This window comes from Cupriavidus sp. TMH.W2, assembly GCF_050847365.1.
GTDB lineage: Bacteria > Pseudomonadota > Gammaproteobacteria > Burkholderiales > Burkholderiaceae > Cupriavidus.
The window spans coordinates 3168299-3182243 of the sequence record NZ_CP193792.1 but is presented as its reverse complement, the minus strand read 5'-3'; the positions used below and the strand labels follow the sequence as shown (position 1 = coordinate 3182243).

The 13945-nt window shown below is 64.6% G+C and carries 9 protein-coding genes; 8 read left to right on the top strand and 1 reads right to left on the bottom strand.

All coding sequences use genetic code 11. From position 1 onward, the window contains the following. Window positions 1-47: 47 nt before the first annotated feature. The gene (ffh, locus tag ACREYQ_RS14580; RefSeq protein ID WP_432258283.1) at window positions 48-1442 is read right to left on the bottom strand and encodes a signal recognition particle protein; all 1395 of its coding nucleotides are present in this window, start codon (window positions 1440-1442) and stop codon (window positions 48-50) included. Between the two features lie 131 nt (window positions 1443-1573). Between ffh and ACREYQ_RS14575 the strand changes: the two genes are divergently transcribed. From ACREYQ_RS14575 to ACREYQ_RS14540, 8 genes are all read left to right on the top strand, one after another. Next, entirely contained in the window at window positions 1574-2512 is a 939-nt protein-coding gene (locus tag ACREYQ_RS14575; RefSeq protein ID WP_432258282.1) for a cytochrome C assembly family protein, read from the top strand. Between the two features lie 6 nt (window positions 2513-2518). Beyond that, window positions 2519-2824, top strand: coding sequence for a PP0621 family protein (locus ACREYQ_RS14570; RefSeq protein ID WP_432258281.1), 306 nt, complete (start codon window positions 2519-2521; stop codon window positions 2822-2824). Beyond that, window positions 2821-4944: a sensor histidine kinase gene (locus ACREYQ_RS14565; RefSeq protein WP_432258280.1), complete on the top strand. Its 2124-nt coding sequence runs from the start codon at window positions 2821-2823 to the stop codon at window positions 4942-4944. Before ACREYQ_RS14570 ends, ACREYQ_RS14565 begins: the two co-directional genes overlap by 4 nt. 23 nt (window positions 4945-4967) lie before the next feature. After that, window positions 4968-6599 (top strand): sigma-54-dependent transcriptional regulator, encoded by a 1632-nt coding sequence (locus ACREYQ_RS14560; RefSeq protein ID WP_432258279.1) that lies wholly within the window; start codon window positions 4968-4970, stop codon window positions 6597-6599. Next, the gene (gene ampD / locus ACREYQ_RS14555; protein WP_432258278.1) at window positions 6596-7213 is read left to right on the top strand and encodes a 1,6-anhydro-N-acetylmuramyl-L-alanine amidase AmpD; all 618 of its coding nucleotides are present in this window, start codon (window positions 6596-6598) and stop codon (window positions 7211-7213) included. The genes ACREYQ_RS14560 and ampD overlap by 4 nt, the downstream gene beginning before the upstream one ends. A 494-nt stretch (window positions 7214-7707) precedes the next feature. Next, window positions 7708-10650 carry a ribonucleoside-diphosphate reductase subunit alpha gene (locus tag ACREYQ_RS14550; protein ID WP_432258277.1) on the top strand — a complete coding sequence of 981 codons (2943 nt, stop codon included), beginning with the start codon at window positions 7708-7710 and terminating at the stop codon, window positions 10648-10650. Window positions 10651-10795: 145 nt separating this feature from the next. Further along, a complete protein-coding gene (locus ACREYQ_RS14545) occupies window positions 10796-11977 on the top strand; it encodes a ribonucleotide-diphosphate reductase subunit beta (protein ID WP_432258276.1) in 1182 nt (393 codons plus the stop codon). Window positions 11978-12650: 673 nt separating this feature from the next. Continuing rightward, the gene (locus tag ACREYQ_RS14540; protein ID WP_432258275.1) at window positions 12651-13724 is read left to right on the top strand and encodes a hypothetical protein; all 1074 of its coding nucleotides are present in this window, start codon (window positions 12651-12653) and stop codon (window positions 13722-13724) included. Window positions 13725-13945: the final 221 nt, after the last annotated feature.

Sequence of the window (13945 nt, the reverse complement as noted above, 5' to 3'; positions counted from 1 at the left end):
TTTCCTGTTCTTTTGCGGGGAAGCAAGTCGGCTTGCGGCGACGGATGCTAGCGGTTGAAGAGGCCCTTCATGCCGCCCTTCATCGCGCCCATCTGGCGCATCATCTTCATCATGCCGCCGCCCTTGAGCTTTTTCATCATGGACTGCATCTGGTCGAACTGGTTGAGCAGGCGGTTCACTTCCTGCACCGGCACGCCGGCGCCCGCGGCAATGCGGCGCTTGCGGCTGGCCTTGATCAGGTCGGGCTTGGCGCGCTCGGCCGCCGTCATGCTGTTGATGATGCCTTCCATGCGGGCCACTTGTTTCTCGGCCTGGTCCATGTTGGCGCCCTGCGCCTGCTGGGCGAACTGCGCCGGCAGCTTGTCGACCAGGCTGCCCAGGCCGCCCATCTTCTTCATCTGGCCGATCTGGGCCTTGAAGTCTTCCAGGTCGAAGTCGCCGGTCTTCTTGATCTTCTTGGCCAGCTTCTCGGCCGCTTCCATGTCCACGCCGCGCTGGGCTTCCTCGACCAGCGCGAGGATGTCGCCCATGCCCAGGATGCGCTGGGCCATGCGGTCGGGGTAGAAGGGCTCCAGGCCGTCCAGCTTCTCGCCGACGCCGACGAACTTGATCGGGCGGCCGGTGATGTGGCGCACCGACAGTGCCGCGCCGCCGCGCGCATCGCCGTCCAGCTTGGTCAGCACCACGCCGGTCAGCGGCAGGGTGTCGTTGAAGGCCTTGGCGGTGTTGACCGCGTCCTGGCCCAGCATGGCGTCGACCACGAACAGGGTTTCGGCGGGCTTCAGCTCGGCATGCAGGGCGGCGATTTCCTGCATCATCAGCTCGTCGATACCCAGCCGGCCGGCCGTGTCGACGATCAGCACGTCGTGGTAGTGCTTGCGCGCCCAGTCCACCGCCGCGCGGGCGATGTCCGCGGGCTTCTGGTCCGGCTGCGACGGGAAGAAGTCAGCGCCGACCTGCTCGGAAACGGTCTTGAGCTGGGCGATGGCGGCGGGGCGGTAGACGTCGCACGAGACCGTCAGCACCTTCTTCTTTTTGTTTTCCTTGAGCCACTTGGCCAGCTTGCCCACGGTGGTGGTCTTGCCGGCTCCCTGCAGGCCGGCCATCAGGATGATGGCGGGCGGCTGCACGGCCAGGTTCAGCTCGGCTTCCTTGTTGTTGCCGCCGGCCGCGTCGGCGCCGCCGATCACGGCGGTCAGCTCGCGCTGGACCACGCCGACCAGGGCCTGGCCCGGGGTGAGGCTGCTGACAACCTCCTCGCCCATGGCCTTTTCCTTCACGCGGGCAACGAATTCGCGCACGACCGGCAGCGCCACGTCGGCTTCGAGCATGGCAAGGCGCACTTCGCGCAGCATCTCGGCGGTGTTGGCCTCGGTCAGGCGCGCCTCGCCGCGCATGGTCTTGACCACACGCGCCAGGCGTTGAGTGAGATTGTCCAGCATGGCAGGAATCGGGGGAGAAGTCTGAGCAGGGCTCGGGGCTGAAATCGGGGGCAGTCCGGCACACGGGGCGGACCTGGAACACCGGTTACACCGGCCGCCACCGTCCGTGGGCACTAAGGTAAACTGCGTAAATGGTCATTGTACTGTATGCCCTGACGGCACTTCTCTATTGCGGCCTGGCCTTCCATGGCTGGGCCACGCGCCATCCGCGTGTTGCGGCCACTGCCGGCCAGGCCGGCGGATCGGCATCGGCGGTGCTGGTGGCCGGCGGCGGTCCCAACCCTGCGGCCGGCGGCGCGCATGGCGAAGGGCGCCCGGCCTGGTGGCACGTGCTGATGCTGGCGGCGCTGGCCAGCCACGGCCTGCTGCTGCATGAAACCATCTTCCCGGCCGAGCGCATGATGTTCGGCTTTGCCTTTGCGCTGTCGGCCATGCTGTGGCTGGGCGTGGGCATCTACTGGATAGAAAGCTTCTTCTTCTCGCTGGCGGGGCTGGGCCTGATCGTGATCCCGGTGGCGCTGGTGGCCAGCCTGATGCCGCTGGCCTTCCCCGGCTCGCAGATCCTGGGCTACGCGGCGCGGCCGCTGTTCAAGCTGCATTTCATCATCGCCAACGTGGCCTACGGGCTGTTCACGCTGGCCGCCTTCCACGCCTTCCTGATGCTCTTGGCCGAACGGCGCCTGCATGGCTTCCGGCACGCGCCGGCGCGCCCGGCGGACCAGCAGCCCAGCGAGTGGCTGGGGCGCTGGCTGGACCTGCTGCCGCCGCTGCTGACGCTGGAGAAGCTGCTGTTCCGGCTGATCGGCGCCGGCTTTGTGCTGCTGACGCTGACCATCGGCTCGGGTTTGCTGTTTTCTGAAGAACTCTTCGGCCGCGCCTTCCGGCTGGACCACAAGACGGTGTTCGCGCTGATCTCGTGGGCCATGTTCGGCGGCATCCTGGCCGGGCGCATCTACCGCGGCTGGCGCGGCAAGGTGGCGCTGCGCTGGGTCATCGCCTCGTTCGGCATCCTGCTGCTGGCCTATGTCGGCAGCCGTTTCGTGATTGAAGTCGTCCTGCACCGCGTCTGAGTCCCCATGGCACGTATCCTGATCCTGCTGGCCGTGGTGCTGGGCGTCTTCTGGTGGCTGCGCGCCCGCGCCGAGGCCCGGCTGGCTGAACAGCGCGCACGCCAGGCCCGCAACGCCGGCCAGCGCCCCGCCGCCGGCCCGGCCGGCGACGCTGCCGAACCCATGGTCCAGTGCGCCCACTGCGGCGTGCACCTGCCGCAGGGCGAGGCCATTGCCTGGCGCGGCCTGCACTACTGCCGCCGCAGCCATCTGCCTGACGAAAGCCGGGCCGAGGGCGCTAACGGCAACGGCAGCGGCGGTGCCCGCCCATGACGGAGCCGGCGTCGTCGGGCTGGCAGCGGCTGAACGCCTGGCGTGCCCTGGCGCAGTTGTGGGGCCAGCCCGAACCGCCTGACTTCCACTGGCGCCTGCTGCGCTATTTCTGCTGGACCCGCGTGGCCGTGGGCCTGCTGCTGGTCGGCTTTGCGCTGATGCGGCGCGGCGAACTGGCCACCACGACGACCAGCGCCGCCATTCCTGCCTTGCCGTTCGGCCTGGGCGGCATGGTGCATGCGGCGGCCATGAGCGTGGCCGTGCCCTATCTTGGCATCGCCCTGGCCATGCTGGCCGGCACGCTGCTGCGCCGCCGCTTCCACCTGCGCGTGCGGGTGCAGGTGCTGGCCGACCTGGCCCTGCTGGCGCTGGTCTTCAGCGTGCTGGGGCGGGGCGGGCAGGCCGATGGCCTGGCCATGATCTTCCTGCTGCCCGCGCTGGAAGCCGGCGCGCTGACCAGCCTGCTGTTCGCGCTGTTTGCCGCGGCGCTCTCCGCGCTGGTGGTAATGGGCGGGCCCTTCATGCACACCATCCTGCTGCGCCAGGCCGATGCCGGGCTGCTGGGCTCGGGCCTGTTCGGCATGGTGTTCATGATCGCCGCGCTGCTGATGTATATGCTGGCCAACCGCCAGATCGCGCAGGAGCGCCTGGCGCTGGCGCGCGAGCAGGAGCTGCGCCTGCAGCAGATGGTCAACCGGCTGATGGTCAACGACATGCAGGATGGCGTGATGCTGGTGCGCGCCAACGGCGCGGTGGTGGCCGCCAACCCCGCGGCGGTGGTGCTGCTGGGCGTGCAGTCGCATGAGCGACTCCACTCGCGGCGATTGAGTGGCGCCACGGATGGCACGACGGGTGGCGCAACCGGGCAGGGTGGCGATGCCGAGCTGTTCGACCTGCGCCGCATCCCGCGCCTGCAGCCGCTGATGGAAATGCTGCGCGACTGGCTGCGCAGCAAGGACGACGTGCCGCGCATCCTGCAGCTGCTGCCGATGGCCTCCGGCACCGCGCTGGCCGACGGCACCATGCAGCACACCCGCCTGCGGCTGCGCTTTGTGCTGCCGGGGCTGGCCGGCTTGCGCTCGACCATGGCGCATGGCCGCACCGTGCCGGCCACGCTGGATACGGCCGCATGGCGCGAACTGTCGCCCGAAGCCGCCGGGCGCCTGCGCCTGGCCATCGCCCAGAACGAGGCCATGGCCTGGTCGCAGGAGGACGAGGCGCTCTTGCGCAGCGAGATGCGCGACACCGTGCTGGTCCATATCGAAAGCTGGGAACGCATCGCCGAGCAGGTGCAGCAGGAAAAGCTGGCCGCCATGGGCCGGCTGGTGGCCAGCATCGCGCACCAGATCCGCAACCCGCTGGCGGCGATCAGCCAGGCCAGCGAGCTGCTTGGCGACTCCGGCCGGCTCGATCCCGGCGCGCCGGAGCTGGGCGGTACCGTCGATATCGACGCCCGCCTGCTGCGCATCATCAACGACAACGTGCGCCGCCTGGACCAGGTGGTGTCAGACGTGCTGCAGATGTCGCGCCGCCCGCGCACCGGCCGCAGCACCGTGCACCTGGCGCAGGCGCTGCCCGAGATCATCGAGCGCTGGCGCGCCGAAATGCGCTCGCGCCGCCCGCGCGCCGGCGAGACCCGCCCTGCCGGCCGGGCCGACGTCAACGCCAACGCCATCCGGCTGACCGTGGACGTGGCCCAGCCGGTGGTGTTCGACGCCTCGCAGCTGCAGCAGGTGCTGGGCAACCTGCTGGACAACGCCTGGCGCTACAGCAGCCGGCTGCCGGGCTCGATCCGGCTGCTGGCGCATGCGCTGGACCAGCACCACGCCGAGCTGATCGTCTGGAACGACGGCGCCGAGGTGGCGCGCGAACACCAGCGCAGCCTGTTCGAACCCTTCTTCACCAGCAACGCCCAGGGCACCGGGCTGGGCCTGTTCATGGCGCGTGAACTGTGCGGTGCCAATGACGCGCAGGTGCGATATGGCGCGATCTCATTGGAGGCGCTGCTCGAGCGCACCGGCATGCTGGCCCCCGCCGCGCGCGATACACTGCCGGGCAAGGCGTTCGTGCTGACGCTGCGCATCGAGAGCGCGGATGCGGCTTCGACCGCCGCCGCCTGACCTGTTCAATCCAGCCACCACCCATGCGACCCCGAATGTCCCAAGCGCCCGATCCCATCCTGGTCATCGACGACGAGGCCGACCTGCGCGAGCTGCTGGACATCTCGATCCGCCGCATGGGCCATGACGTGGTGCTGGCCGGCTCCCTGGCCGAGGCGCGCGAGAAGCTGACGCAGGGCCGCTACAGCCTGGTGCTGACCGACATGCGCCTGGGCGACGGCCTGGGCATCGAGATCGTGCGCCAGCTCTCGGCCGCGCCCGAGCGCATCCCGGTGGCGGTCATCACCGCCTACGGCAGCGCCGACAACGCCGTGGAAGCGCTCAAGGCCGGCGCCTTCGATTACATCGCCAAGCCGGTGTCGCTGGAGCAGCTGCGCAGCCTGGTGCTGAACGCACTGGGCCGCCAGCAGCGCGACAGCGCCGATGCCGACGCCGCCGCCGCAGTGGAGCAGGCCGCCGACCGCGCCGCCGCGCTGTTGCCCGGCCATTCCGCCGCCATCCAGGAGGTGCGCCGCTCGCTGTCGCGGCTGGCGCGCAGCATGGCGCCGGTGGTGATCAGCGGCGAATCCGGCAGCGGCAAGGAGCGCGCCGCGCAAGCCATCCATGCGATCAGCGGGCGCGCCGCGCACCCATTTATCGCCGTCAACTGCGGCGCCATCCCCGAGAACCTGATGGAGTCCGAGTTCTTCGGCCACGTCAAAGGCGCCTTCACGGGTGCGGACGCCGAGCGCGGCGGCTTCTTCCAGGCCGCCAACAGCGGCACGCTGCTGCTCGACGAGGTGGCCGACCTGCCGCTGCCGATGCAGGTCAAGCTGCTGCGAGCGCTGCAGGAGCGCCGCGTGCGCAAGATCGGCGCCAGCCGCGAAGACGCTGTCGACGTGCGCGTGATGTGCGCCAGCCACAAGGACCTGGCGGCGATGGTGGCGGCCGGGCAGTTCCGGCAGGACTTGTATTACCGCCTGAACGTGCTGGCCCTGCGCATGCCCACGCTGCGCGAGCGCGGTGAAGACATCCCGGTGCTGGCGCGCGCCATCCTGGACCACCTGGCGGTGCGCTACGGCGACCCGCGCCCCAAGCGGCTGACGCCGGCCGCGCTGCAACGGCTGGTGGCATATCCCTTCCCGGGCAACGTGCGCGAGCTGGAGAACCTGCTGGAGCGCGCCTACGCCTTTGCCGAAACCGAAGAGATCGAGCTGGCCGACCTGGGCCCGCTGGACGACGGCGCCGAGCGGCATGCCCCCGCGCCGGCGCTGGCGCCTAACCCGATGGCGCCTAGCGCTTACGCGCCCTGGGGCACCGCAGGCATGTGGGCGGTGCCGCCGGCCGCCGCGCCGGTCCTGGCCCCGGCCCCGGCAGAGCCACCACCCGTGGCACCCCCCGCCGCCAGCGCGCCCGAACCCGAGCCCGCCGCCGATCCCACCGAGCGCGCCTGCCGCGGCATCGTCTTCCCGATCGACCTGCCGGCACGGCTGGAAGCCGTGGAGCGCGAGCTGATCCTGCAGGCCCTGGCGCAAACCAATTTCAACCGCACCGCGGCCGCGCCGCTGCTGGGCCTGAACCTGCGCCAGCTGCGCTACCGCATCCAGCAGCTGGGCATCCGCGAGGCCATGGACGCCGCCGACCGCGGCACCATGGAAGGCGAGGGCACCCAATGACCAGGGCCGCGCACCGCTACCTGCCCGACGCCGACGGCTGGGTTCCCGCCGCGCGCCGCGTGCCGTCGCCCAACTTTGACGAGCGCCCGGCCGGCATGCCGGTGGAGCTGGTGGTGCTGCACAACATCAGCCTGCCGCCCGGCCAGTTCGGCAGCGGCGACATCGAAGCCCTCTTCCAGAACCGGCTCGATCCCGATAAGCACCCGTTCTTTGCCACCATCCACCAGGTCCAGGTGTCCGCGCACTTCCTGATCACCCGCGCGGGTGAGCTGGTGCAGTTCGTGCCGTGCACGCAGCGGGCCTGGCACGCCGGGCAGTCGGACTTCTTCGGCCGCGCGCGCTGCAATGATTTTTCCATCGGCATCGAGATCGAGGGCTGCGACGACCTGCCGTTCACCCTGGCCCAGTACGACACCGTGGCCGCGCTGGTGCCTGCGCTGATGGCCGCCTATCCGGTGCGCGCGATTGCCGGCCACAGCGACATCGCCCCCGGCCGCAAGACCGATCCCGGCCCGCATTTCGACTGGGCGCGCTTTGCCAGCCAGGCAGGCGTGGCGCCCGGCATGTTGCCCTACCAGCGCCCTGGCGCGGCTGGTCGGGTGACGAATTCTTAACGTCATCTCCCGGCCCCGCGCGCCCCGTTCCGGCGCACATGCCCTGCCTCTGCGTGGGGCTATCGCAACCTCGCAACAATCAAAAAAATTTTTGTGAAATGTGCAGTTGCGAACGGTCTGGCGAAAACCCTTGCGAGTATTAGGCTTGCGGGCATGTGGCGCCGCCGCATCGGCGCCACCGCCCCCCAAAAAGCGCTTGTCAAGACTGGTCATTCGGATTCGTTTCACTATACTTAGCCCAGTTTCAGGCAGCACCCACTATATCTAGTAGTCAAACCGGGGAGCCGGCCCAAGGGTGAGTCGGGGATCACGAACTTCGTGCATCGTCCCGAAACCGCCCCGTAAGGCCAGCGAATCACAAGAGTCCCTGGCGAAATGTTCACGTGAAGGCAGTCTGTCCGAACCCGCTTTTCGAGTCGGGAGGGACGTTCTTTTCGCCGCATTTCGCCAGGGACTCTTTGTCTCTTATTTCCAGGGTAAAAACAGGAGTTCTCATGCAAACGGCCCAGAACGAAATCACCACGGGTGGCGCCGCCGCCGCTGGTGTTGCCAATGCAGCACCGACCGCGCAGCAGACCCCCAACGCCGCCAATACGAACTACCCGGATCACAAGATCATTCGACGCAACGGCGCCGTGGTGGCTTTCGAGCCGTCCAAGATCGCCGTTGCCATGACCAAGGCCTTCCTCGCCGTGAACGGCGGGCAGGGCGCCGCTTCCGCGCGCGTGCGCGAGATCGTCGAGCAACTGACCGACAACGTGGTGCGCGCGCTGGTGCGCAGCCGCCCCAACGGCGGCGCCATCCATATCGAAGACGTGCAGGACCACGTGGAACTGGCGCTGATGCGCTCGGGCGAGCATGAAGTGGCCCGCGCCTACGTGCTGTACCGCGAGAAGCGCAAGGACGAGCGCGCGCAAGCCAACGCGCAGGCCGTGGCCCGCGTGCAGGAAGGCGGCATCTCGGTCAACGTGACCGATGGCGGCGTCACGCATGTGCTGGACATCGCCGCGCTGCACGACCTGATCGACAACGCCTGCTCGGGCCTGGGCAACGCCGTCAGCGCCGAGCCGATCCTGAAGGAAACCCTGAAGAACCTGTACGAAGGCGTGCCGATGACGCAGGTGTACGACTCCGCCATCCTGGCCGCGCGTACCCTGATCGAAAAGGACCCGGACTACAGCCAGGTCACCGCCCGTATCCTGCTGCACACCATCCGCAAGGAAATCCTGGGCACCGAAGTGACCCAGGCCGAGATGTCCAGCCGCTACGCCGAGTACTTCCCCAAGTTCATCGCCCGCGGCATTGCAGCCGAACTGCTGGACGAGCAACTGGCCACCTACGACCTGGCCCGCCTGGGCGCGGCGCTGGACGCCGGCCGCGACTTCCAGTTCAACTACCTGGGCCTGCAGACCCTGTACGACCGCTACTTCCTGCATATCGATGAAACCCGCATCGAAATGCCGCAGGCCTTCTTCATGCGCGTGGCCATGGGCCTGGCGCTGAACGAGAAGGACCGCGAAGCGCGCGCCATCGAGTTCTACCAGCTGCTGTCGTCGTTCGACTTCATGTCGTCCACGCCGACCCTGTTCAACTCCGGCACCCGCCGCTCGCAGCTGTCGTCGTGCTACCTGACCACCGTGTCGGACGACCTGGAAGGCATCTACGAAGCGCTGAAGGAAAACGCGCTGCTGTCCAAGTTCGCCGGCGGCCTGGGCAATGACTGGACCAACGTGCGCGCACTGGGCTCGCACATCAAGGGCACCAACGGCAAGTCGCAGGGCGTGGTGCCGTTCCTGAAGGTGGTCAACGACACCGCCGTGGCGGTGAACCAGGGCGGCAAGCGCAAGGGCGCGGTCTGCGCCTACCTGGAAACGTGGCACCTGGACATCGAAGAATTCCTGGAACTGCGCAAGAACACCGGCGACGACCGCCGCCGCACCCACGACATGAACACGGCCAACTGGATTCCGGACCTGTTCATGAAGCGCGTGATGGAAGGCGGCGAGTGGACCCTGTTCTCGCCCGCCACCTGCCCGGACCTGCACGACAAGGTCGGCAAGGAATTCGAGCGCGCCTACCTGGGCTATGAAGCCAAGGCCGCCAGCGGCGAACTGAAGCTGTTCAAGAAGCTGCCGGCGCTGCAACTGTGGCGCAAGATGCTGGGCATGCTGTTCGAGACCGGCCACCCGTGGATCACCTTCAAGGATCCGTGCAACATCCGCAGCCCGCAGCAGCACGTGGGCGTGGTGCACAGCTCCAACCTGTGCACGGAAATCACGCTCAATACCAATGACAGCGAGATCGCCGTGTGCAACCTGGGCTCGGTCAACCTGGTCGCCCACATGACCAAACAGGCCGACGGCACCTTCGCGCTGGATCACGCCAAGCTGCAGAAGACCGTGCGCACCGCCATGCGCATGCTCGACAACGTGATCGACATCAACTACTACGCGGTTGAGAAGGCACGCAATTCCAACCTGCGCCACCGTCCGGTCGGCATGGGCATCATGGGCTTCCAGGACTGCCTGCACGTGCTGCGCACGCCGTATTCGAGCGACGCCGCCGTCAAGTTCGCCGATACCTCGATGGAAGCGGTGTGCTACTACGCCTACCAGGCCTCCACCGAGCTGGCCGAAGAGCGTGGCCGCTACCAGACCTACGCCGGCTCGCTGTGGGACCGTGGCATCCTGCCGCAGGACTCGCTCAAGCTGCTGGCTGAAGAGCGCGGCGGCTACCTGGAAGTGGACCTGTCGAGCACGATGGACTGGGACGCGCTGCGCGCCCGCATCAAGCAGCACGGCATGCGCAACTCGAACTGCATCGCGATCGCCCCGACCGCGACCATTTCGAACATCATCGGCGTGTCGGCCTGCATCGAGCCGACCTTCCAGAACCTGTACGTCAAGTCCAACCTGTCGGGCGAGTTCACCGTGGTCAACGACTACCTGGTGCGCGACCTGAAGGAACGCGGCCTGTGGGACGAGGTGATGGTTGCCGACCTGAAGTACTTCGACGGCTCGCTGTCGCGCATCGACCGCATCCCGCAAGACCTGCGCGACATCTACGCCACCGCGTTCGAAGTGGAGCCGACCTGGCTGGTGGAAGCCGCCAGCCGCCGCCAGAAGTGGATCGACCAGGCCCAGTCCCTGAACATCTACATGGCAGGCGCCTCGGGCAAGAAGCTGGACGACACCTACAAGCTGGCGTGGCTGCGCGGCCTGAAGACCACCTACTACCTGCGCACCATGGCTGCGACCCACGTGGAGAAGTCCACCGTGTCGCGCGGCTCGCTGAACGCAGTGTCGTCGGGCAGCGACAGCGGCTCCGCCCTGGACGCAGCCGCCGCATCGGCCCCGGCCATGCCGGAAGCCGAAGGCGCGGTCTGCACGATGCGCCCGGGCGACCCTGGCTTTGAAGAGTGCGAAGCCTGCCAATAACGTAAGAGAGTAAAAGCCACCCTCGGTTTGCTCCCCTCTCCCGCTTGCGGGAGAGGGGAGGGGGTGAGGGCCGGCGCCACCACGAAGTGCAGCGTCAAATCCGACCAAACCGCCGCCCCCAAATCGAATCACGGAGAACCACATCATGCTGAGCTGGGACGACGACGTTCAAGCCACCCCGCAGGCCGCACCGCAGCCTGCCCCGCAACCCGCTGCCACCACCGCCGACCAACAAGGCGTACTGCCGCCGGCCGCCACGCAGCCCGGCATCCTGGGCAACAACCCCAACGCCGCCGCCCTGCAAAGCAACCGCCGCGTCAACGCCGCCGACAAGCGCGTGATCAACGGCTCGACCGACGTCAACCAGCTGGTGCCGTTCAAGTACAAGTGGGCGTGGGAAAAATACCTGGCCGGCTGCGCCAACCACTGGATGCCGCAGGAAATCAACATGTCCCGCGACATCGCCCTGTGGAAAGACCCCAACGGCCTGACCGAAGACGAGCGCCGCATCATCAAGCGCAACCTCGGCTTCTTCGTCACCGCCGACTCGCTGGCCGCCAACAACATCGTGCTGGGCACCTACCGCCAGATCACCGCGCCGGAATGCCGCCAGTACCTGCTGCGCCAGGCCTTTGAAGAGGCCATCCACACCCACGCCTACCAGTACATCGTGGAGTCCCTCGGCCTGAATGAAGCCGAGATCTTCAACGCGTACCATGAGGTGCAGTCGATCCGCGACAAGGACGAGTTCCTGATCCCGTTCATCGACACGCTGACGGATCCGTCGTTCAAGACCGGCACGCCGGAAAACGACCAGAAGCTGCTCAAGTCGCTGATCGTGTTTGCCTGCATCATGGAAGGGCTGTTCTTCTATGTGGGCTTTACGCAGATCCTGGCGATGGGGCGGCAGAACAAGATGACTGGGGCTGCGGAGCAGTATCAGTACATTCTGCGTGATGAGTCGCTGCACTGCAATTTTGGTATTGACCTGATCAATCAGATCAAGCTGGAGAATCCGCATCTTTGGACGGCGGAGTTCAAGGCCGAGATTACTGAGTTGTTCAAGAAGGCGGTGGATCTGGAGTATCGCTACGCTGAGGATACGATGCCGCGTGGGGTGTTGGGGTTGAATGCGCCGATGTTTAAGGGTTACCTGCGGTTCATTTGCAATCGTCGGTGCCAGCAGATTGGGCTGGATCAGTTGTTCCAGAATGAGGAGAATCCGTTCCCGTGGATGTCTGAGATGATTGACTTGAAGAAGGAGAGGAACTTCTTTGAGACTCGGGTTATTGAGTATCAGACGGGTGGGGCGTTGAGCTGGGATTGAGGTGGTAGTGGTCCGAGCGACACGAGATTTGTCTTATGGTGTCATGGGTGAGTGTTTGGACATATAGCCCGTATGACGACCAGAGAAAACTCTTGCAAGAGGTGAGACGGTGTGGCGATCAAACGATCGTCGCACTTTTTTTTTGTGCGTGCGCAAACAACCATAGACCGATGCACGTACTTACCTCACGGTCCGATCTGGTAGCTGATATCGCCAAAGGTGCACTGGCAAGGGAAGGGGGCCACCGTAAAGATGGGCGTTTTGTATCAAGCGAAACTCGCCATGGGCGCGCTGCGACGTTTTCTGAGACGAGGTTTGTGAGCCGTGCGATCCGGCTTTGGCTTATGCAAAATACAGGGATGCAGAAGAAAGTAAGATTCGATTATCTAGATGAACTGTCGTTAAGAAATACGAATGCTCACGGCATCGTACTTCGTAGGAAGTAGGGCGTCCGAATTCTAGCCGATTCGATTGGTGATCGTTTGGGGAGGCGCGTCTTTGACTATTGTCATGCTTCCGTTGGCCAGTGCAAGATGGCGCATGATGTCATGAACGCTGCGATGCAATTTAGATGGTCATCAGAGCGCTAGACGCAAGTAGCTTAGCCACATGCCTCCGAGGTTGGAGTATTCTGATTGGATCAAACGCTAACTCAAATAGAAAGGAGCGGGAGATGGCCACTACTAAGAAGCCAAGAAAGACGATTCGTACGCCGAACCGGAAAACGGCAGCGACGCGGGCCGATGTTGATTCTTCTCGTGCAAAGTTCCCTAGGCATCCTGTAGCAAAATGTATTCGGATAGCCCGAGCAATTCTTGAACAAAACGCAGGCCGCCCGTGCTCCGTGGCCGAAGCTGCAGCTTTCGTTGGGGTCGGTGTTGGGGGGCCGTTTAAGGTTGAGGTTAGCTCGGCCTCCAAGTTCGGCTTGGTGGAGCGCCCGACAACAGGGCAGATCCAACCGACTGCGCTTGCCAAAAGGATTCTTCGCCCGCAATCTCCAAACGACGAGATTGATGGCTATCGCGAAGCAATTCTGAAGGCTCCGGACATTGCTGAGGTATACCAGCACTACAGAGGGGAGAACCTACCGGACGATCAGTTCTTCAAGAACACTGTTGTTGAAACGTATGGAGTGCCCGCCGAGAGTTTCTTGGAATTTAAGCAAGTATTTCTCGAAAGCCTCGAAACAGCACAACTTCTGGAGCGCCATGGAGAAAAGGTACGTTTGCTGGATGTATCTGCTGACGTTTCTGCACTCTCTTCGACATCGGATCGAATAAAGAAGTTAGGGAAGGCTGCAAACATTAGCGCTACTGATACTTGCTTTGTGATGCAACCGTTTGCACCCCCACTCGGTGACTACTACGAAAAGATTTACAAGACCGCGATAGAAAAAGCTGGATTAAAGGCTGTTCGTGCCGACGCCGATATATTCGGTACAGGAAAGATCATGGATCAAGTTTGGGATGGCATCGTCAGTGCAAAGGTACTTGTCGCGGAACTTACTACAAGAAATCCGAATGTCTTTTATGAACTGGGTCTCGCACACGCACTCGAGAAACCCGTCGTCTTAGTGTCCTCTCGCGAAGAGGATGTGCCTTTTGATTTGCAGCACATTCGCGTCATCTACTACGATATGTCAGATCCTTTCTGGGGCACAAAACTTATCGAGAAAGTAGCCGAGAACATTCTGTCTGCTATTCAAAATCCAGAGGAAGCCGTTTTTCGGCGGAAGACGGAGGGGTGAGCGGTCGGGAAATTGCACTTGCTCCGGAAAATAAGACTAAGACGTCGACCATATTGCCAGTGCGGTATTCTCTACAGTTAGTGACAGGTCTGGTTCCTTTCTATTCGGTTTTGGTCTATCTTAATATTGCAATCAGGCAGTGTTTTTCAAACAGTAATGAAGGATTTCAAGTCTAATTCCGGCGCTAGGAGTTCAAAGAACTCTGTAGCGTAGCAGGCCAC